This is a genomic window from Sphingomonas sp. GC_Shp_5 (genome assembly GCF_026540855.1).
GTDB lineage: Bacteria > Pseudomonadota > Alphaproteobacteria > Sphingomonadales > Sphingomonadaceae > Sphingomonas.
In genome coordinates this window covers 93,115-113,075 of sequence record NZ_JALNUP010000010.1, presented here as the reverse complement: position 1 = coordinate 113,075, position 19,961 = coordinate 93,115, and the positions used below count along the sequence as shown (strand labels likewise).

Genomic DNA, 19,961 nt, shown 5'->3' with positions numbered 1-19,961 from the left:
AGGCCAACGGTTCGCCATTTCTCACCAGCATGGTCAATTCTCAAAACCCGTTCCGTTTGCGATTTCGGAAACTGCCACATGGCGACCGGGTTATCAAAAGCGATTTTGTCGCAGATATCCTAAGTTTCGCGACATCGCTTCCGGCGCCCGTGTTCCCTCGTATGCCAATGTCGCAAAAGTCAGTTGCTAAACGGTAGCTTTTCGGTACATATTTGCGACATGCTGATCGGCTACGCACGTGTATCCACCGACGACCAGGATCTCCGGCTGCAACGCGCCGCGTTGAAGGAGGCTGGATGTAAGCGGACGTTCGAGGAGAAGATCTCGGGCGCAAAGCGCGATCGGCCCGAGTTGGCCAAGATGATCGAGCAGCTGCGCGACGATGACACGGTGGTGGTGACGCGGCTCGACCGGCTGGCACGCTCCACTCGCGACCTGCTCAACATCGCCGAGAAGCTGAAGGAGGTAGGGGCAGGGCTCCGTTCGTTGGCGGAACCTTGGGCGGACACGACCTCGCCGGCAGGGCGCATGGTGCTGACCGTGTTCGCCGGCATCGCCGAGTTCGAGCGCGAGCTGATCCACCAGCGCACCAGCAGCGGGCGGGTAGCAGCCAAGGCGAGGGGAGTCCGCTTCGGCCGTCCGCCCAAGCTGACCCCCGATCAGATCGCACTCGGCGAGCGCCTGGTGAGCGAAGGCACATCAGTGCGCGAAGCCGCCAAGCTGCTTAAGTGCCACCATGCCACGCTTTACCGAGCACTGACCGCTGCGGCATTGGCGCCGTGATGCCGGTCGCTTCGCAACTTGGCGTGCCGGAAAGGAAGGCCTGATGCCAATCCGTCCCGAGCATGTGTTCCTGTACCCGATCGATTGGCCGCAGCTCTCTCACCATGTTCGCTTCGTGCGGGCAGGGGGCTGTTGCGAGCATTGCGGCCGCCCCCATGGGCAGAGGGTATTCCATCTGCGGGATGGACGATGGTGGGACCGGAAGCGACATTGTTGGCGCAACGGGCAGGGCAGGCGCGTCAGACGGCCGACGGAGAACATTCTGGCCCACGGTGCCTGGACACCGGTAGTGCTGGCCTGCGCTCATCTCAACCATGACCCCAGCGACAGCGCGCTCCATCAGTTGGCGGCATTGTGCCAGCGCTGCCACATGATCCATGACGGTCCCGAGCATCGACGCAGACGCTGGATGAATGCTCACTATCGTCGCGCTCTTGGCGACCTGTTTTATGGTCCTTACCCGATGCTAGGCGCCGTCTGGATCACACCCACTCCGCTAAGCATGCTCGACGATGCCCGATCGCTGTACGCTCCTGTGTAATTACTGCGGCGCAGCAGCTCGTTCCCACCAAACGTGGGGTGAGGAAGCACAACACGAGTGAAACAACATCGGCGCTATACAACAATGGCTAAGGATGGCCATCAAATCGCTCGTTCTTATTGTTAATATCGTCTAAGTAAGACCGTGCTGTCTTAGGGTAGGACTCAGTGAAAAGCCAATCTTCAGCAGCTTCGGATGACATGAAGTAGCGCACACCAGCGCTGGCAGTTGCGCGCTTGATCTGCATCAACGCATCCGACCTGGTCACGACATAAGCGGTGCGCCTTGCTGCCAGCTCTTTGATAGCAAGCAATTTGATGAACAGCGCCAGCACGTCAGGACTATGGGGATGCATCCGGCGCACGTCGATCAGCGCCTGGTGCTGATTGGCATCACAGCGCAGCTTCTGGTGTGCGTCTGTGCGCGCCGCCTCCAAGCAGATAATGTCCTGCGGCAAGAAGAAGCCCGAAAGGATGACGCTGATCAGATCGCGATCAGGATGCACTTCAAACGAGAAGATTGGGGTCACTATACGATACTCATGCCTCTGAAATCTGATCAGCCAGGAGCCATGCTTCGGCAGCTGCGAAGTCGTCGGTGAAGAAGCCAGCACCTCGCCGGGCAGCCGCCCTTTGTATCTGCATTCTCGCAAGCGACTGAGTGACTACGAAGGCGATACACCTCGATGCAAATTGTGGGTTTGCAAGTAGCTTTGCGAATTGACCGACGCTCTCCTGGGACTGGATGTGCATTCCCCGAATGTCGACCAGCGTCAGGTGTTCATTACGGGCGCAGGTGAGTTGACGATGTTTCAAATCACGGGCTGCCACGAAGCGCCTAATGTCTTCTGGTTCAAAGAAGCCGGACATGGTGATACGTACCAAGCTGCGCGAAATATCAACATCAATGGAAAACTCGGGCTTCATAGAGGCTTACTGGCTTCGATCTGGTTACCAGCGGGTTGACGCCAAGAAGCGAAACGCTCCGTAGCGCGTGGTCAAAGGCATGCTACGGAGCGCTGGCTGCCCATTGCCGCCACCAAGAGCCCTACATTGGCAATTCGCGTCGCTCAACGTTGTCAAAGGCGAACAATTTAGATGACATAGATCGAGCATATAACCTACCCCGCACAAGCAATGTTGGTGCACCTCTTGCTATCCGCGCGGTGATGATCCGCAACCGGGAGACGAGCGACGGCAAGCTTGCCGCCATCTTGAGATCTAAGTGGCGATGGTCAGGGCTGGCGGTGGCATGCACCCACCGCTTTGCTCGGGCAGCAGCACAGCCACGGACGCCCGCCGCTCATACTCCATATGAGCCTTTATCCTATAAATGAAGGCAAGCAGCGCTGGTCGGTAAGCATCCCAGCTTTTCGCGACACCCCGGTCAGTCCATCGGTGAACATGATCGCGCACTTCCTCGCCAAGGCTAACGCATTCGGCCTTCAACCGCCGCCCGATCCTAGCTTGCTCGGTTGGTCCCTCGGAGATCATCACGTCGAAGATCTCATGATGCTTAAAATGCTGGTAGACGGTCAGCAGCGACATCAGGTCACCGCGCAGCCGAACCAGGGTGGCGACGTTTACAGGCATGCCCTCAGCTACCAACCGTTCAGTTGCAGCGAAGTTGTCCATGATCTTGCCTTGATGCTCGCTCAAGCGGGCGATCAGCGAATACGTATCCATGCATCGATTATGCAGCAGCGCCGTAAGCAAGCAGTTAGGATTTGCACCCGTATTCAGATGGAATTACAACCACTATGGCAAGCAATCCCACGGCGGAGCTGTTGTTTAAATTTTAACAGGCTCAACGCCGTCTTTGACCCAGGCCAGCGCCTCCTCCTGCGTCGAGACGATACGGGCGTAAGGCTGTGTGAAGAGCCGTCGCACCTGCATCCGGGCAAGCGAGCTACCTGTCACGATCACGATGGCCCTGGCCTTCGGCATGGCTGCCATATGTTCGCCCATCGCCTTGATCATGTCCTGCGCCTGGATGTTGCAGGCGCTGACATCGATCACCATGGCATAATTGGGCTGCAACTTGTTGACCACGAACGAGCGGCGAAGGTCATTGATGTATGTTGCCGTCTCATCCAGGCTCAGCATGCCGCTGAGGACAACTTCGACTAACCCTCGGCGGGCATCCACGGCAATTCGATACATCCACCTACTCCTGGTCATCTGCTCGGCCAGCAGCACGTTGTGGCTTGATCTATGATGAACAACCCAAATAACTGGAGTTGGCACACTGCTAACCACGTATAGTTTGGACTCTGCTAATAGGACTGGACTACGGACGTATCGTTTGGGGAGCGGTCCAGCATGAATGGCGTAAATACCAGCCGTATCGGCCACAGCACGGACTGCGAGGGGATTACCTATTCCCTGAAGCCCGCCCAGGTGGTGCAGGACGGCATAGCCACCGCCGTTCACCTCGTTGCCACAGCTCAGGATGCAGCCCTGACCTATGGAGACGCGTACTTGCCGTTAGGCGCCCTCGTGTTGCTGGTCGCCGACGAGATCCCGCTCCCTGCGCGGGTAAGCTGGTCCGACGGGCGCCGCGCACGGCTCGAAAACAGGTGAGCGCTCCAGGGTCGCCCCAAGATCGAGCCCGCAGGCTGAAGGCGTTCCAGCTGTGCTCCATCCGACAAGGCTGCACAGAGACGCGAGCGCACGTGCTCAACATCTCGCGATCCGGCGCACTGGTCCATACTTCCGGCATGTTGGGGATAGGCTCGGCAATCACCCTGCTCTGCGGCTCGCTGCAAATATTGGCTCACGTCGCATGGACCGACGGGCCTCGAGCGGGCCTCGCGTTCGACCGGCTCATCACAGATGCTCAGCTAGAGCAGATCCTCACCGGCGACCGCCTTCGGCTTGGCCACCCCGCCTTACGAAGCAGCTAAGAAGGTCGCGCAGGGTGAACAACGTGCGCCCTGTTGAACTGTACGCCAATGGGGCGTACACGCACATGGAGGCTCAATGAGGGTGTCCATGCTAGACTTTCAGGATCAAGTCAGCGCTGTTGAGGAGCGCAGCAGCGAGCGGATGAACTTCCGGACCAAGCCGCGCATCAAGCGTGCCATCCAGCAGGCTGCTGCTTTGTCGGGAGTAGACGATTCCGTCTTCACGATGAACGCGGCTTACCGATTGGCGATGGAGACGATAGCGGCGCACGAACGCACCAGCTTGGAGCCGGTCGACCATGAAGGCTTCTTTGCGGCACTCGACACACCACCGGCACCGAACGATCGGCTGCGGGCCGCCTTCGCGCGCCATCGCGAGACGATCACCAGCCGGTGACCGCGCCCAAAGACGCAAAGCCTACCGTCATAGAGCCACTCGATCCTGCCAGGCACGATCGAGCGGCATTCTCCTGTGGCATTGACCAGGTCGACAACTTCTTTCGCCGCACCGCCAACAAGCTTACCAAGGCCGGGAACGTCCGCACCTTCGTGATGGTCAAGCCTGAAGGCCAGGTGATCGGCTTCTACGCCACCAACGCCCACGCGATTGATTATACTCAGCTGCCCGATCAGTTCGCCCGCAATCGGCCTTCCCACGGCAGCATCCCAGCTGCCTACATTTCGATGATCGGCGTCGATCGCCGCTTCCAAAGGCAAGGCTATGGTGGCGATCTGCTGGTTGATTGCCTGGCGCGCCTGGCCGGCGCGGCCGATGCACTGGGTATCGCCGTTGTCGTGCTGGACGTACTCGACTGCGGCAATTCGGAGGCGGTAGCCAAACGTCGTGCGCTGTACACCAGCTATGGGTTCGAGCCGCTGCCCTCCAACGAGTTGCGGCTCTTCCTGCCAATGGCAACAGTTCGAACGCTTACCGCAGGCATTCAGCACTAATAACCACCAAGGCTAAAATATTTTCGGCACAGGTTTTTGACACCTGCAAAGCCCCTGGAGCCATGGGGCGGCCTAGGTGTTTGATCCCACGGTTTGATGGTGCGATCCTTTCGTTGGAATGGAAGGAAGCCGTATGGGACAAGTTCGTCATGGGTGCGCCACGACCACGCACGCCGTCCGAGCAGCAATACAGCGATCGCAGGCTTCGCTCGCGACGCTGAGCCGTGAACTGGGGATCAATCCCAAGACGGTTGCGAAGTGGCACAAGAGGGCAACCGTCGAGGATCTGAAGACCGGGCCGAAGGCCCCTCATTCGACTACCTTGACCGAGGCTGAAGAGGCGATGGTTGTGGCGTTCCGACGGCACACGTTACTACCACTCGACGACTGCCTCTACGCCCTGCAGCCGTCGATCCCGCACCTGCCCCGGTCAGCGCTGCATCGTTGCCTGCAGCGGCACGGCATCTCACGGTTGCCGGATGTCGAGGGCGACAAGCCGAAGCGTCAGCGCTTCAAGCGCTACCCGATCGGCTTCTTCCACATCAACATCGCTGAGGTGCAGACCGCCGAAGGCAAGCTCTACCTGTTCGTCGGCATCGACCGCACCAGCAAGTTTGCGGTCGCCCAACTGGTCGACAAGGCGGATCGACGGACAGCGTGGGAGTTCCTCGAACACCTGCTGAAAGCCGTACCGTACCGCATCCACACGATCCTGACCGACGGTCTTGGCTTCTGCCAGCTGTTCGAGCCGCTGCGACACTGATCGCGGGAGGCCGCCATGGGCTCTTGCCTGGATCTCCCAGCCAAGAGCCAGGCGCAGCATCGCCGGGCTGATCCGCGGCACCAGGCTGCCGGTCAGCGCCGCCCATCGCGCCCGCAGCGCGCTGGACGGCATCTCCGCCAGCCGCTCCAGTTCCTCATCTACCCGCGCCATCAGCGCGCCTCCGCGATGCGGTAGCAGGTCGCGTCATCGCGGGAGAACCGCTCGATGACGTGCCCCTTCTTGCGCAGGCCGGTGAGCGCCGCCCGACTTGAATGCGGCAGCCAGTCAGTGGCAGCGGTGATCTCCGCCATAGTCGCACCTGTCGGACGGGTCAGCAGGGCGAGCACGCCGGCAATCTTGCTGATGCGAGGGGATGGAGCAGGCGAGGGTGCATCGACAGATACGGCGTCTTCAGCCTCGTCCTCGGGTTCTACTCCGATCGCTGCCAACCCTGCCGGTGTGACGAACAAGCCGGTGTGGCTATCGTCGGTGCAGCGCCAGGCGGCAGCTGGACCTGCGACCTCGCGCGGCTCCAGGAGCTTGCGGCGCAGCAGGCTGCTGATGGTCTTGCCGACCCGCTCGTCATCAGCTGTATAGTGGGAAGGTAGCGGCAGCAAGCTTCCGCTTGCACGCTGCGAGGCGTGGCTGAGCAGCAGGCTTTGTAGGTCGTTCAACTTGGTCATGTAGCGCACTCCAGATGGCGAGCGACCTTGTGCCGCTCCCACCAGCTGGAGCCCCGACAGTCATGCTGACGGGGCAGGGCAGCCGTCCCGATTGGCTGCGTGACAACAACGCTGTTGCTCTGGTGCAGCCTCAAGTCGAGTGGTTTGTGCATGAGCGGCAACAGTTATAAACTGCCTACGGCACTGCTGCATCCGCTTACTTGGCTTCCCGGCGTGATCGGAGTCATCAGTGGAAGCGCTCTCTACGGAGAAGCTGCTCGAATGAGTTGCATTCGACAGCCCTGCGTCCCTGGCTGCTTGGCCGTCTGAAGGCGATAGTAGATCGGATAAAGGTTCTTGCGGTCAAGCGTGCAAAAGAACGCCTACGCCTCGGGCAGAGCGCCAGTGCGTCGAGGAGGTCTTGTGGGGACTCGTAAGCGGCGGCCCAGCGCCCGTCCGCACGCGCAGCATCGACGTGGGTCATTCCGGCGGTGGTCATGCGCCCTTCGGCTATTTGCTGATAAGCGTGTTCACGGTTCTTGGCGGACCAACTCGATCCCCGCTCGCAGCGCAGTCAGACGCTCGAGACTTGCCGTTTACCCTCCTCGATTGCCGGTGAGGTGCAGGAGGCGGCCGTTGTCGCCGTCCTCCAGCAGCCATAATCCGCCGTCGGGGCCTGCCATCACGGCGCGGATGCGCGCGCCCATATCCCACCGCTCTGCTTCCCGCGCCCTCGTGCCGTCGAACGCAACGCGGACAAGCGATGTCGAAGCCAGGCCGCCGACGAATGCCGATCCGCGCCATTGTGGGAACATGTTGTCGTTGTAGAAGGCTAACCCCGCCGGCGCGATGACCGGGTTCCAGTAGAGTGCGGGCTGCTGAAACTCGGGGCGACTGTTGGGATGGGCGATCGGCGTGTCGTCATAATTCTTGCCATAGGACACGACCGGCCAACCATAGTTCTTGCCCGGCTCGATCAGGTTCAGTTCGTCGCCTCCCTGCGGTCCCATCTCGGTTTCCCACAGGCGCCCCTGCACGTCGAAGGCGAGACCGTATTGGTTGCGATGACCGGTGGTCCAGGTTTCGGCAGGCGTGAGGTTCGGGCCCGCCAGGCTGGCCGTGCGCGACGGTGCCTTGGCCGCGGAGCCGGTGTTCGCCGGCGGGTCGATCACCGCGATCGTGGTCGCGCCGGTCTTGCCGGCACCGGGGTTGCCCGGCGCGGGCTTGCCGTCCAGCGTCAGCCGCAGGATCTTGCCGAGCGCCTGGTTCGGGTCCTGCGCGGGCGTGAAGCGCTGGCGCTCGCCCGATGTCAGGAACAGATATTGGCCGTCGGGCGAGAAGGCGACGTAGCCGCCGAACTGGCCACCCTCACCGCGTGGCAGCTGACGCCAGATTACCTGCAACCCCTGCAGCACCGGTTTGCCGGCTGCCGTGCCAAGGGTCGCGCGGGCGAGGGCGAGGCCGTCGCCACCATCGCCCGGCTCGGCATAGGTCAGGTAGACTTGGCGATCCTGCGCGAACCCCGGGGAGGTGGCGACGAACAGCAGGCCGCCTTGCCCCTGGAAGTGCACGGTCGGTACGCCGCCGACCGCAATCTTGGTGCCGGAGGGCGTCACCAACCAGAGGTGCCCAGGCTTTTCCGTCACCAACATTGTTCCATCAGGTAGAAAGGCGAGCGCCCAGGGGGAGTTGAAGGTAGCGATCGGTACCGTCTTGAACGGTTTGATCGAGACCGGTTTCGCATTGCCGTAATTGACCGGAGCCGCAGGTGTTTGCCGCTGCTGCTCTGCCGTCTGCGAACCGGCTACTTGGCCGCATCCAGCTACGAGGCACAGCCCGGTCGAGGCAATTAGCATGTTGCGCAGCATGGATGATCCTTTGGCATCGGGTGAACCGCCCTGTTCCTGTCGCCTTGTCTGACAACCGCGTTCCTGCCGCAACCCGCGAAGTGGACCCGTTTTTGGGTGGCAAGCCTACGCCAAACGGCTCTGCGCAAGTGTGCAGCCTAACGATTGCGGTGCCGCCGCGTCGTCGGTGAGTCGAATTCGCGGGTTCCTGCCATCTTCAGCTATCGGTAAGCGCATTGGTCTACCGGTCGGCTCATGACAGGGGAGCAATGTTCAAACCAACTCGGCGTTGCAGTCGCCCGGCGAGCGGAGTCTGACAACACGAGACAGATCGGACGCGCCGCGGCTGCACCAGCCCATCGCATGCTCGCATCGCGGCGTGGTCTTGAGCCGCTGGTACCCTGGTTGATCGCTGCGATTGCAAGCTCAGGCCTTTATTTTGGCCGTTCGGTGCTGATCCCGATCATCCTCGCCATTCTGCTGTCGTTCCTGCTCGCCCCCATCGTCGCCCTCTTGCGTCGTGGAAAGCTGCCGCGACCAGCCGCGGTGCTGTTGGCCGTTGCGCTAGCTCTGGCTGGCATAGGAACGACGAGCGCCGTTATCCTCAGTCAGGCGGCGACGCTCAGCAAGGATGCGCCACTTTATGCCGAGCGCGTCGCCGGCAAGGCGGCGAAAATCAGGGCGGGAGTGCAGCAGCGCTTTGGCTTCCTGCTGCGCGAAAGTGCAGAGGGCGGGAGTGGCCACCGTAACGCTTCGCGCGCCCGACGTGAGAGCGTGCGCTCGCTTGCTCCAGTCCCAGCAAGCGGTGCAGTTCCGGTCGAGGTTCACGATGCGCCGCCCACCGCCTTCGAGGAGGTACAGGCCTATGTCGTTCCGGCGCTGGCGCCGATCGAGACGGCGCTGGTGGTCCTCATCGTGACTGTGTTCATCCTTTTCCAGCAGGAGGACCTGCGCGATCGGCTGATCCGGCTGATGGGTGCTGGTGATCTTCATCGCACCACGGTTGCGCTGAACGATGGTGCGAAGCGTCTCAGCCGTTATTTTCTGTCGCAGTTCATGGTGAACTGCGGTTTCGGCGCCGTGATCTGGGGCGGCCTCTTTATTATTGGCGTTCCCTCACCGGGCCTCTGGGGAATCCTCGCCGGGCTGCTGCGCTTCATTCCTTACGTCGGCACGGTCATTGCCGCGTTGGCGCCGCTAGCGTTGGCCGCGGCGGTTGATCCCGGATGGCAAATGGCAATCTGGGTCGCGCTTCTGTTCGTGCTCGTCGAGCCAATCGTCGGCTATGTCGTCGAGCCGATGCTTTACGGCCATTCCACCGGCCTCTCGCCAGTGTCTGTGGTGGTCGCCGCATTGTTTTGGACATGGCTTTGGGGGCCGATCGGCCTTGTCCTTTCCATGCCGCTGACGCTGATGCTCGTCGTGCTTGGGCGGCACGTGCCCGCATTCGAAGTGTTCGATATCCTGCTCGGCGATAGGCCAGCGCTGTCGCCAGCCCAGACCTTCTACCAGCGTGTCCTCGCCGGTCATCCCGACGAGGCGATCGAACAGGCCGAAGATCTGCTCGAAACGCGCACCCTGGCGACCTATTACGACGAAGTGGTGTTGGGTGGACTGCGGCTGGCAGTGGCCGATGTCGATCGCGGTGCGGTCGAGCGATCGGCACTAAGATCGGTCTGCGAAACTACGCTCGAGGTGCTCGCTGCCCTGGCAGATCATCGCGATGCCGGAATGCCTGACGCGAACCTCTCGCCCACCACGTCCCCCCACATTCGTAGCGAGCACGGCTGCGATGATCTTGCCGGCCGTGCGGTGGTCTGTTTCCCCGGACGCGGGCCGCTTGATGGTGCGGTGGCGGCGATGATGACGCAGCTCCTGCGTCGGGCCGGCTGCCAGGTTCGCGAGCTATCCCGCGATCCCGTGCAACGCGATGGTGCGGCACCTATCGACATTGATGGCGTCCATGCAGTCTGCATCCTTGGCCTGTTCGATGAGCGGGCATTTCGGCGCCTCCAGCCCCTGGCACAGCGGATGGAGCAGGGTACGACGCTGATCGGCGTGCAGAGGTCCGATGAAGCCGCTCGTGCGAACGACGCCGCTCCAGGGCTGCTGCTGTCATTGGCTGACTTCTGCGAGGCCATACGCGCCGTCGGAAAGTAAGCCACTCGCGACCTGTCGCAGCGCCACCGCGACGGGCGCTATGAGAAGTCAGTCTGCCACAGTGACTATTGCCGCTAATGACACTGTAAGACGTAATGCTCCGGGTCGAAATCGGCTGCGCGCTCAGGCTTACTCAGCCGCCCGAGCTACCTCCATGTAGCTTTCAGTGATGCGATCCCGTTCAGCTGGTTCCTAGACCTGAAGCCGTTTGCCTGCCGACGTATGCCGCAAGCATGGCATCGGCAGCGCCACGCTGTATGCATGGAAGGCCAAGTATGGCGGCATGGACGTGTAGCAGGCGCGCAAGCTGAAGGCGCTCGAGGAGGAGCGCAACGTAGGTGGGGCTTGAACATAGAGGGCGCAATGAAATAGGCGCGGGTCTTGGAACGGCAGGGGTCGTTTGGCGGTTGGGAGGGGCCCAGCCGACCAAGGACGATCAATGATCCACATTAGAGCTGTCCCCCAGAGTCGTGCGAAGCGTCGGTGTCAGTGATGCATTTGGCGTCGGAGCGCCGAGGCAGGGTCGGCGAAGCGCCGCTGATCCTGGGGTATGCAGGCCTGCTTCCGCAGACTGCCGCACTGGCCACCTGTTTTTTCGAGTCGGCTGATAAAATCGGAGCGATGTTCGCCTTCGGTTACGGAGTACTAATCCTGAGCTTTGTTGGCGGCATATGGTGGGGGTTCGCCATGCGCGCTCACGAGGGGGCGTCATCTTCCCCTTCACAAGGTGCCGTGGCATCAGCGGCGGTCACGCCGTCTTTGCTGGCAACGCTCCTCATTCTACTCGCGGTGGTACGGATGATCCCCTTGGCATGGGCGCTCGTCCTACTCGGGTCGGCTATTATAACAACGCTGCTGTTTGATCGAAAGCTAGCGCAAGCTGGTCTGACGCCCGAGCACTGGATGGAAATGCGCATCCCGCTGTCGATTGGATTAGGACTGCTCACCATCCTGTGTGGTGTTGTTCTTTAGCCCGCAAGCGCGGCGGTAGATGGCTTCATTGTTGGCCACGCAGCACCGCTTGTGGTCCAGCGGGTCGGGCCGATGTCTGCCGGTGACATCCGCCGCCAGCGGGTGTCTCGGATGCGGGGCTTTCGCCACTGGCGATCGCACCTCGGCGTGATGTACGTGAAGCTCAACGGCGAGATGGTCTACCCGCTTCATTGGCTGTGCGGCGTGATCTTGGCGGTTCCGTGCGACCGCTACCAAGGTGCGCTTTGCCAATCGCGAAGGTCACAACCTGGTGGAGAACGGACGTCCCGCTTTCATTCGGGCGGCATCTGGTGTGCCGTCGTCATCGCGACTGTCGCACGTCACCCATGAAGTTGCCTCGAACATCCGCTTGAGCGTTGCCCTCTAGCCATTTACCAGCCCGTGCAGGATGTTGAGCGTATTGGTCGCTATCGCGGTGCCAGCCTCAGCTGCTGCCCGAATTTGCCGGGATACTATTGTCTGCGAAGGAAGCGAATGGCCTCAATGCTCCCTCGACGAGCCTTTTTCAGCCGAAGTGAAGGCTCTGTCGGCTCCAAAGTGTCCGGGTGAACCACCGATCTCGATTCATTGATGGGCATAGCTGCAGTTGGCGACGCTGGGTTCTCATTCAAAGCGAGGAGCGTCGCTGACTGTACATGCCCCTCTGCAGGATCATCTTTGTTTGGCGGCCGGGTGGAAGAGCTGACCGCCGAGGATGTTGACGCAAGCTCAGTAATAGCAGGCTGTCGAGACATAGCATCGGCGTTAAGCGCAGGCGATTGCTTGCCTTGCTGCTGGGTCACTTGCGGTGCCTCAGAGTTTTGATCCTCATCGGGCACCGCGGCAAGAACCGGCTTGGGGGCCTCCACGGCGGGTTGAAGCTTCGCCCCTCGCCCAACCGCCAGCCGATCCGGTAGCGGGACGGCTGCCACGCTGGATGTCTTGGTTGGTATGTGATCTCGCAGTAGCAACGCCGTAGAGGCAATAACCGCGAACCCCAGTGAGGCGGCGATCGTAACGGAAGCCCGCCGTGAGAGCCGCAGGCTTTCTCCGGAATCTTGCGTATTCTTTGAACCCAACAGAGCCTTCCGCGCACGCTCGTCCTCAAGGCCGAGAATTGACGAGAGATCGGCATCCAAGCGCTCGTCACCGAACGGCGATGCAAGAGCAGTCACGCTTGAGCCTCCGTATCAGCGGCGCGCATTGCGGGTGCACGATCCTCGACCAAGCGCTCTGATAAAGCTTGGCCGTCGGTCAGTTGGAGTATGTCCGGCGTGTTGAGGTACCAGGTTTCCTCGCCCTCGACCGCTAATGCAGTTAGGCGGCCGGAACGATATGCACCGGTGTCGATCCCGATGCGGTTCGCACGAATAACCGGGCCGTCCTCGACAATCGTGTGGCCATGCACGACCATGGTGCCGTGCGAGACGTTGGACTCGAGGAAATCATCCTTGATCCACAGCAGGTCATCCGGATGCTGCTTGCGTAAGGGGATGCCAGGGCGAATGCCTGCATGGACGAAGAGATAATCGCCGTGCCGGTAGTGAAGCGGCAGCTGCTCCAGCCAGCTTATGGCGTCGCTCCCTACAGTGTCTGCGGCGGCTGCCAGATTGTCCATGGTCGCAGGTCCTTCAGCTACCTGCCGGTCTACGCCCCAGCTCAGCAAAGTTTCCCTGCCGCCGAAGGTGAGCCAATGGCCGTAGACATAGAGGTCGCCCTTTAAAGCCTTGGACATCATCTCCTCGTGATTCCCCTTCAGCACCAAGAAGCGGTCCGTTGAGGCGGTCAGATTCATGCAGCCTCGTACCATTCGGGCGGCGTCCGGCCCCCGGTCGACAATGTCGCCGAGCAGAACGATCTGCGTGTCCACTGGCGGCCGCGACGCACGGTCGTGTTCGATGATGTTCATTAGCTGTCGAAACAGGTCGTACCGACCATGAATATCACCGACCGCGTAGACACGCCTGATCGGATCAGTCCGCCTTTGGATGCGGCTCCGGCCTAGCAAGAAGCATATTCCCGATCAGGATTCATGCCCTATCGTCCGTTATGACCGCCGAACCCAGCCGAGATGGCGAGGCCACCGGATGCTGCCGCAGCACCTCGAGATAGTCCAGCGGTGGCGAAGCTGGTGACACGAAGCGGCGATCGCGGAATGCGTGTGGAGATGCCCGCAAACAGCTCGTGCGCATCATCGACGAGCCTCGTTGCTGCCCGAGAGTAGTGATAGGATGCGAGCAGGAAGCTATTAGAGCCTAGGGCATATGATGCGCCCGCCGAAGCGGCTGGCCCATCGCGAAGCCGATAAGCTGTCGTATCACCTAGGAAACGATAGCTGAACGAAACAAAGGGCGTGACCTTGCCCATCGTCCCGGAAACATCAGTGCCAAGGGCATAATCATTTTCACCGCTCGAAAGCCCGCTACGCTCTGTTGCCGTGTTGATCTTTGCCCGGCCGGACAGCTCGACTTCGATCGGTGAGGATTCAGGAGCGATTATGTAGGAGGCGCCGAGGGTAAGATCCCCAAAGCCGTCCGTGGTGCGTCTGACCGCGGACGTGTTTGGCGCGACCAGCACTGGAGTTGCATCAATGCCGGTAAAGATGGTGGATCGGCTGCGAATGCGCATCCAGGGAAGGGATGCAGTCAATGTCGCGTTGCCAAGATGCAGCCGGGCACCCAGTGCTGAACTCCATATCGACGTTTTGGAGCCGGTGCCAAACTTCCCTTCGGCGTAGATGGTCCCCAACGAGAAATCAGCAATCGAGTCGCTTTGGCTAATGCGTTCCATAGCTTGTGGAACGCTGCTTGGAGACACGGTCGAAGTGGCGCTTGATGGCGAGACCGGCGTGTCAGGATCAAACCCAATGTTCCGCCGAACAGATCCGTTATCTTGAGCTTGGGCGGTAGACGGGATTATGACTGCCGCGATTGCGGCGCCCCAGATTGTCCACGGTCTGATGTTCATTTGGCTCTCCCTGAGGTCGGCGTTTACCATACCCTGGCGTTCGCGCGTTCATTTATATCAGTGAGCGTTAGGCGACCAGATGATGCGGTTCGCTGATGCAAGCGGATCAACCCGACATTGGCGGAGACGCCTGCGTCCTTTATCGATGCGTTGAGCGCTGCCAGTCAGGAGCCTCAAGTTGGCGCCTTAGCTCCAATTGGGGTATCGCAAACGGTGTCATGTACACCCCCAGCTCCAACCCCTTTGGCGTGCGTCTCAGCTTTCGGGCGCTGCATGATCTGAAGACCTCGGAATCGCGGACTTGGACGCGCTTGTCGCCATGAGTGAACGGGATAGAAGGCTGCTGTTTGGATGGGCGCCGTGACGAAGCGGTCGTTTCGTGAAAAGCTGTTCTTAGAGGTGGAGGCTAAGTAGCAGGGCTTTGGCGCGAACTTATGAGGCTATCCGACGCCCCCTCGGCACGCCGAGCTAATTAACCCAAAGCGATCGTCATTCGGGCGTCGCGCATGCCCTCAAGCTACGACAGGCAGCAGGCTGATTGGACAGCTAGACCCCTTGCCCATTGAACATGTCATCCGTGTCGATCTCTTTGGTCGTCGGCTTCACTGCATCCTCTTCGGTCTGAGGTGCCATGCGTGCACCTTGAGGCTCGTCAGCGGCAGCCGCGGGCAGCTCTGGATGTTCCGGGTCGGACATGACGCTCTCCTGCTCGTCTGCCCCTCAGAGCGGGGCACGGTAATTGTTGAACTGGGGCGGCGCGGAACGCCACCCCAAGAAACGCGACTTAGCGGCAGATCCGCACACGATGGTGGTGACGCCACTCCGTACGGCAGCGCTGATGACGGCCACGTCCATAACTCTGGCGGCGATCATCGCGCCCGTAGTGACGATCACCGCGATCACCGCGATCACCGCGGTCATCACGGTCTCCACGGCCAGCACGATCACCGGGGCCGTCCTGCCCATCTCGGCCGTCACGTTGCTGATAGGAGCCATGATCAGGCCTGCCGTTGTACTGCTGCGCATCGGCGCTCGCGGTGGCACCGAACGCTGCCGCCATCAATCCGGCTGCTGCGATGATCTTGGTGATCTTCATTTGTCGTCCTTCAACCCGGAAATCGGGTATGAGCATGCCCTACGCTGGCGCAGTGTCATCGTTCCTGAACAGGTTTGTAGGGCCGCGTGCATGTTCTCCCTGCTTCATAGCAATCGCGCATTTTGTCCGAGGAAGCATGCAGGCGCCTAGCCCGCCACGTACGGGTGCTCGGCCCGTGCGATCGTGACGGCTTGATGGATCACTGCGAGTCGGCTCCGGGGGCTTTAGGCATGACCTGCCAATTCGAACGAACGTTGTTCGCGATGGGCAGCTTCTAGATCTTGCCGACGGCGCGGCGCCATCGCGCCGGCGTGCCCCCAGCTGCTCCGGTGATGACCACTACGAGGGGCTTTGTCAGAGCAACGTGGCAGATGGGGCAGGGGGCTGCTAGCGGGCGCCGATGAGCCGCAAATCCAGAGCGCTGCAGCCTAGCCCGATTCGGCGTTTCAACTCGTCACCCGAGGTCATCCGGCTGGTGGTGCTAATGTATGTCCGCTTCCCTTTGTCGCTGCGCAACGTCGAAGACCTGCTGTTGGAGCGCGGGATCGACATCTACCACGAGACGGTGCGGATTTGGTGGAACAGGTTCGGACGGATGTTTGCTGGCGATATGTGCCTGCGACTTCGCCGAACTCGGCCTGCCGGCATGCGACCACCCCCGCCAGACCGGCTGCGTCGTTTCCTACAACGCCAGCCAAGTTGGACGGCGCGGCGCTGAGAGAAGCAGTGGGCAGGCTCCGACGATCTGCGTCAATCCGCTCACATCGCGCCAGGACGGATCGGCACCGGCAGCAGCGAACGAGGGTAGCCTGCCGTTTCTAAGCCGCCGTTCGGTAAAGGCCCGCGACAGCTGGCACTTACCGCAAAACTGACCGGCGCCTTCTGTCGTCAAGGCTTGTTGGATGTCGATATGCCCCGTCCTCGCCCGCCGGGTTCCGGGACAAGCTGATCACCCTTTTCGGCAGCTTACCTCAACGACTATGGCCTGTTCTACGCCTCCTTCGCCGTAATGCGCAGGTCCGCGTCGATGCCTGGATAACCTCGCAGGGGAGCCCGAAGCTGTGATAGCTTCGGCCATGGAGAACGAGTTTGCGCTCGGATCTAGGACTCGCACCGATTCCAGTCTAAGGCAAAACAAGCGCAGGGCGGCTCATCCGGTCAGCTAGATTACGAGGACCGTTCAAGCGAAGCTGAATGAGTGTGTAAAGTTGGGAAGCGGCAAAGCCGTCAGGATTAGCCTTGTATGGGTTTTCGCATCGCTTAATGAGCACACAGAATGCTCAGGCTGGGCGATCGCCCATCCGTTCGCCCAAGCGCACTTCCCGCTCTGGCGTCCAGTCTTCGTTGAACGTGATGGTTTCCTGCCTGAACAACATCAGGATCGTCGAGCCGAGTAGGAAGCGGCCCATTTCCTCGCCCTTTTCCAAGACGATGTCCTGGTCGGTGTAGGTCCACTCGGACGCCTTGTTGGTGCGCTTGGGGTTGACCACGCCGTGCCACACGGTCGCCATGCTTCCGACAATGGTTGCGCCGATCAGCGCCATCACGAAAGGACCATGTTCCGCTGACTCAAAGACGCAAACTACACGCTCGTTGCGCGCAAACAGGTTCGGCACGCCACGTGCCGTGACAGGGTTCACCGAGAACAGCTTTCCCGGCACGTAGATCATACGTGTGAGCTTGCCGTCGCAGGGCATGTGCAGGCGGTGATAATCCTTGGGGGACAGGTAAAGGTTAGCAAAGCTGCCGTGGCGAAACTGAGCGGCCAGCGCATCATCGCCGCCGATCAGCTCCGTGGTGGTGAAACGATGCCCCTTCGCTTGTAACATGTAGTGGTCATCGATGGGGCCGAACTGGCTGATCGCGCCGTCGACCGGACAGACGAAATCGGCGGTTGCCACCGGCCGCAGGCCAGCTTTGAGGGGCCGGGTGAAGAAGTCGTTGAAGCTCTTGTAGCTGCCGATGTCCGCATCTGCGGCTTCGCTCATGTCGACGGCATATTTGCCAACGAACCAGCGGATCAGCCGCGTTGTCATTGCGCCCCCCTGCGCTCCGGCGATGCGACCGGCGAACGTGGTCAGGCGCTGCTTGGGCAGCATGTACTGGAGCAAGACCTTCAGGCGATCGGACATCGGAACCTCGAAACGTCAACATCGCCCTTGTAGGGTCTTGAACCGGCAGGTCGACCGTTAGGAAGTGCTTTCAACGACAAGGCATGGTGATGCGCTTACGACCAGGCGACGAGAACAACGGGGCAATCGCTCCAGTGCCTGGAAACCACATGATGGCCGCGAATATCGGCATCTGGGTTCCGCCGTGAGGCGTCACCGCCCGCCTTGGAATGTAAACGTGAAGCGGTACGGCTTTAGTTTGCTCCGCTGTTCGGCTATGCGTGGAAGCGGAGCTGCTTCTACCAGCGTCAGGCTGCCATCTGCGACGGTAACGGGTATGCCGAGTGTAAGGTCAATCTGTCTCGCCCACCCGCCTCCCAGCACCGTTGCCCGTACGGCTAGACGACCGGTCCAAACGCATTGCGCATCGACGGCACAGCGACTGTCCTCGATAACGCGATCCGTTCGTACCTTTGGTCCATTGACCGAAGCGATCTGCCCAATCCGCACCGGCCACTCAACTGGGCGAGTCGCGGTGCAGCCGGCCAGGATCGACAGAGCTATGGGAGGAGCCGCCGCCCTCAGCGACATGGGCGCTCAACCACAGGAGGCGGAGATCACCCGGCCTTCGGCGATCGTGACGGTGACGCGTTCCTCGCGATAATCCTTCGTGCTCATGTCGCCTGGCGCCAGACGCCTGACCGTGGTGCCACCGGTACGGCGTAGAATCACGGCGTCGTCAGGGGCAACCTGTCCGACAAGCTTCGCGGCAGCGGCTGCTCGGCAGGTCGCCGCTCCAGCATGGTCGCGTGGACCGGTCGTGGCGCAAGCCCCGAGTGCGGTCAGCCCGAGCAGGGCCGCCACCATGATCGCCTTATAAGTCCGCATTATCGCACCTCAATCTAACTGGTTCGGCAATCGGATTAGCGGGTAGAACCTGAACAGAAGACACTAATGACGGGGGCGCCTCGATCAGCGCTTGCCGATCAACTCGGCAATCGGCAGCGCCTGTGGTGCGTCGCGCAACGCTTCGGCCAGCGTGCGGTGTACGTCGCGATTGCAGCCGCAATCGTACAGCAGGTGACCCGCGTCACCCCCGCCGGTCCACGTGACGTCGATCGATGGGAGGTCGGTCGCATACATCTTGCAAGCATCTGGGCCAGCCAGCAGCAGTTCGCCCACTGGGAGATAGGGTTGCAGCCGGTTGAAGAAGTCGGCGGCCTGCGCCGGCGTTGCCGTGAACCGCCGCTCACCTATCACCGCCGTGTTGGTGAAGCCGGTAAACGTGCCGGCGCCATCGGCACCGATTGTCAAGCTGTATACCAGGCAAGATCCGTGGCACGGCGGCGTCGCGTATGTCAGGCTTTCAACGTGTGGGCGTGGAGGTGCAGCGGCTTGCGGCTTGGCTCCATGTTTGGTCGTCGCACATGCCGCCAGCGCCAGCGCCGCTCCCATAATGCAACCCATTGGCCGCATCGTCATCCCTTTAAGGCAACGATTGGAATTGGCTACGGATCTTTCATGTCACGCCGCCACGAGGGTGATGTTGTGATGATCACCGATGATCTCGAGGATAGTTTCGAAATAGGTGTTCCCCGTGCCCCGGTCGAGCGCATTCAACTGACCGCCGATGAGTTGCGCATTGAACAGGGTGGGCCCTTGCAGCTTCTCCATCAGGAATGACCGGGTAGTCTCGATGCCGAGCGCCGATCTGCTGGTCTCCATGTCATGCCAGACGAGTTCAACTGGCTCGCTTCCCGTGATTGAGCCATAACTGCCGTAAAGTAGGTCGTTCAGCGCATCGAGGCTTTCGGCAAGTGCCCAGCCTTCATCCGCCATGAAGACGCGATTGATCTCGGCGTAGAAGGTCGGGATATCGACGATGTTGCTGCCGACGATCTGTAGCTTCTTGAGCACGGCAGGTTAGCCCTCAGCCATGCCTTCCACCGCACGCAGCGGGGTCTGCTCGAACGCGACGGGTTGCCCGACCGCTCCATAGAGGGTCGCCGCGAGCGGTATGGTGAGCGTTCCCGCACCGATCTTTACGCTGATCCTGGCAGCGCGTACGCGTCGGCTGTGGGGGAAGAGCGGACCGGAGGTCCAGCGAAGCTCTGTAGCTGCGCGGTGACCGGCAGCTAAGTGTACAGGCACCATCACCGGCCCAGGGTGCATCCCACGCGGCGCCTGACGTACGGCTGGAACT

Annotated in this window: 22 protein-coding genes and 2 pseudogenes; 9 read left to right on the top strand and 15 right to left on the bottom strand. The window is 61.0% G+C overall.

Going from position 1 to position 19,961, the window contains the following annotated elements:
- Positions 1-219: 219 nt before the first annotated feature.
- Positions 220-783, top strand: coding sequence for a recombinase family protein (locus tag OXR60_RS10160; protein ID WP_267395769.1), 564 nt, complete (start codon positions 220-222; stop codon positions 781-783).
- A 629-nt stretch (positions 784-1,412) separates the two neighbouring features.
- Here the strand turns inward: OXR60_RS10160 and OXR60_RS10155 are convergent.
- The 4 genes from OXR60_RS10155 to OXR60_RS10140 all read right to left on the bottom strand — a co-directional run bounded on the left by OXR60_RS10155 (position 1,413) and on the right by OXR60_RS10140 (position 3,486).
- Positions 1,413-1,853, bottom strand: a complete 441-nt coding sequence (locus OXR60_RS10155) for a hypothetical protein (RefSeq protein ID WP_267395768.1) — start codon at positions 1,851-1,853, stop codon at positions 1,413-1,415.
- A 10-nt stretch (positions 1,854-1,863) separates the two neighbouring features.
- Complete coding sequence (locus OXR60_RS10150) at positions 1,864-2,250, bottom strand: hypothetical protein (protein WP_267395767.1); 387 nt, start codon at positions 2,248-2,250, stop codon at positions 1,864-1,866.
- A gap of 294 nt (positions 2,251-2,544) precedes the next feature.
- Positions 2,545-3,009, bottom strand: coding sequence for a hypothetical protein (locus tag OXR60_RS10145; RefSeq protein WP_267395766.1), 465 nt, complete (start codon positions 3,007-3,009; stop codon positions 2,545-2,547).
- A gap of 105 nt (positions 3,010-3,114) precedes the next feature.
- Entirely contained in the window at positions 3,115-3,486 is a 372-nt protein-coding gene (locus OXR60_RS10140) for an STAS/SEC14 domain-containing protein (protein ID WP_267395765.1), read from the bottom strand.
- Between the two features lie 159 nt (positions 3,487-3,645).
- Here OXR60_RS10140 and OXR60_RS10135 point away from each other — a divergent pair, with 159 nt between their 5' ends.
- The 4 genes and pseudogenes from OXR60_RS10135 to OXR60_RS10120 form a co-directional block, all read left to right on the top strand.
- Positions 3,646-3,906 (top strand): hypothetical protein, encoded by a 261-nt coding sequence (locus tag OXR60_RS10135; RefSeq protein WP_267395764.1) that lies wholly within the window; start codon positions 3,646-3,648, stop codon positions 3,904-3,906.
- 411 nt (positions 3,907-4,317) lie between these two features.
- On the top strand, positions 4,318-4,626 hold the full coding sequence (locus tag OXR60_RS10130) for a DUF1778 domain-containing protein (protein WP_267395763.1): 309 nt from the start codon (positions 4,318-4,320) through the stop codon (positions 4,624-4,626).
- The gene (locus OXR60_RS10125) at positions 4,623-5,180 is read left to right on the top strand and encodes a GNAT family N-acetyltransferase (RefSeq protein WP_267395762.1); all 558 of its coding nucleotides are present in this window, start codon (positions 4,623-4,625) and stop codon (positions 5,178-5,180) included. The genes OXR60_RS10130 and OXR60_RS10125 overlap by 4 nt, the downstream gene beginning before the upstream one ends.
- 133 nt (positions 5,181-5,313) lie before the next feature.
- Positions 5,314-5,913: pseudogene (locus OXR60_RS10120) on the top strand (IS481 family transposase); the annotation flags it as partial.
- A gap of 200 nt (positions 5,914-6,113) precedes the next feature.
- Here OXR60_RS10120 and OXR60_RS10115 read toward each other — a convergent pair.
- Complete coding sequence (locus OXR60_RS10115; protein ID WP_267395761.1) at positions 6,114-6,626, bottom strand: DUF3489 domain-containing protein; 513 nt, start codon at positions 6,624-6,626, stop codon at positions 6,114-6,116.
- Between the two features lie 575 nt (positions 6,627-7,201).
- Positions 7,202-8,473: a PQQ-dependent sugar dehydrogenase gene (locus tag OXR60_RS10110; protein ID WP_267395760.1), complete on the bottom strand. Its 1,272-nt coding sequence runs from the start codon at positions 8,471-8,473 to the stop codon at positions 7,202-7,204.
- 342 nt (positions 8,474-8,815) lie between these two features.
- Here OXR60_RS10110 and OXR60_RS10105 point away from each other — a divergent pair, with 342 nt between their 5' ends.
- From OXR60_RS10105 to OXR60_RS10095, 3 genes and pseudogenes are all read left to right on the top strand, one after another.
- Complete coding sequence (locus OXR60_RS10105; protein ID WP_267395759.1) at positions 8,816-10,612, top strand: AI-2E family transporter; 1,797 nt, start codon at positions 8,816-8,818, stop codon at positions 10,610-10,612.
- 214 nt (positions 10,613-10,826) lie between these two features.
- A pseudogene (locus tag OXR60_RS10100) lies at positions 10,827-10,904 on the top strand (transposase); the annotation flags it as partial.
- 200 nt (positions 10,905-11,104) lie between these two features.
- Positions 11,105-11,584 carry a DUF3429 domain-containing protein gene (locus OXR60_RS10095; RefSeq protein WP_267395758.1) on the top strand — a complete coding sequence of 160 codons (480 nt, stop codon included), beginning with the start codon at positions 11,105-11,107 and terminating at the stop codon, positions 11,582-11,584.
- Between the two features lie 473 nt (positions 11,585-12,057).
- Here the strand turns inward: OXR60_RS10095 and OXR60_RS10090 are convergent, their stop codons facing one another.
- The 5 genes from OXR60_RS10090 to OXR60_RS10070 form a co-directional block, all read right to left on the bottom strand.
- A complete protein-coding gene (locus OXR60_RS10090; RefSeq protein WP_267395757.1) occupies positions 12,058-12,759 on the bottom strand; it encodes a hypothetical protein in 702 nt (233 codons plus the stop codon).
- A complete protein-coding gene (locus OXR60_RS10085) occupies positions 12,756-13,592 on the bottom strand; it encodes a metallophosphoesterase family protein (protein ID WP_267395756.1) in 837 nt (278 codons plus the stop codon). Before OXR60_RS10085 ends, OXR60_RS10090 begins: the two co-directional genes overlap by 4 nt.
- A gap of 29 nt (positions 13,593-13,621) precedes the next feature.
- Positions 13,622-14,374 carry a hypothetical protein gene (locus OXR60_RS10080; RefSeq protein ID WP_267395755.1) on the bottom strand — a complete coding sequence of 251 codons (753 nt, stop codon included), beginning with the start codon at positions 14,372-14,374 and terminating at the stop codon, positions 13,622-13,624.
- A gap of 723 nt (positions 14,375-15,097) precedes the next feature.
- On the bottom strand, positions 15,098-15,247 hold the full coding sequence (locus OXR60_RS10075; RefSeq protein WP_267395754.1) for a hypothetical protein: 150 nt from the start codon (positions 15,245-15,247) through the stop codon (positions 15,098-15,100).
- Positions 15,248-15,271: 24 nt separating this feature from the next.
- Entirely contained in the window at positions 15,272-15,577 is a 306-nt protein-coding gene (locus OXR60_RS10070) for a hypothetical protein (protein WP_267395753.1), read from the bottom strand.
- Positions 15,578-16,047: 470 nt separating this feature from the next.
- Between OXR60_RS10070 and OXR60_RS10065 the strand changes: the two genes are divergently transcribed.
- On the top strand, positions 16,048-16,365 hold the full coding sequence (locus OXR60_RS10065) for a hypothetical protein (RefSeq protein WP_267395752.1): 318 nt from the start codon (positions 16,048-16,050) through the stop codon (positions 16,363-16,365).
- A 562-nt stretch (positions 16,366-16,927) separates the two neighbouring features.
- Here OXR60_RS10065 and asd read toward each other — a convergent pair.
- The 4 genes from asd to OXR60_RS10045 form a co-directional block, all read right to left on the bottom strand.
- A complete protein-coding gene (gene asd / locus OXR60_RS10060; protein WP_267395751.1) occupies positions 16,928-17,779 on the bottom strand; it encodes an archaetidylserine decarboxylase in 852 nt (283 codons plus the stop codon).
- A 576-nt stretch (positions 17,780-18,355) separates the two neighbouring features.
- On the bottom strand, positions 18,356-18,625 hold the full coding sequence (locus OXR60_RS10055) for an I78 family peptidase inhibitor (protein WP_267395750.1): 270 nt from the start codon (positions 18,623-18,625) through the stop codon (positions 18,356-18,358).
- A gap of 105 nt (positions 18,626-18,730) precedes the next feature.
- Positions 18,731-19,213: a DUF6438 domain-containing protein gene (locus OXR60_RS10050; protein ID WP_267395798.1), complete on the bottom strand. Its 483-nt coding sequence runs from the start codon at positions 19,211-19,213 to the stop codon at positions 18,731-18,733.
- Positions 19,214-19,282: 69 nt separating this feature from the next.
- Positions 19,283-19,675: a ribonuclease inhibitor gene (locus tag OXR60_RS10045; RefSeq protein ID WP_267395749.1), complete on the bottom strand. Its 393-nt coding sequence runs from the start codon at positions 19,673-19,675 to the stop codon at positions 19,283-19,285.
- Positions 19,676-19,961 lie beyond the last annotated feature (286 nt).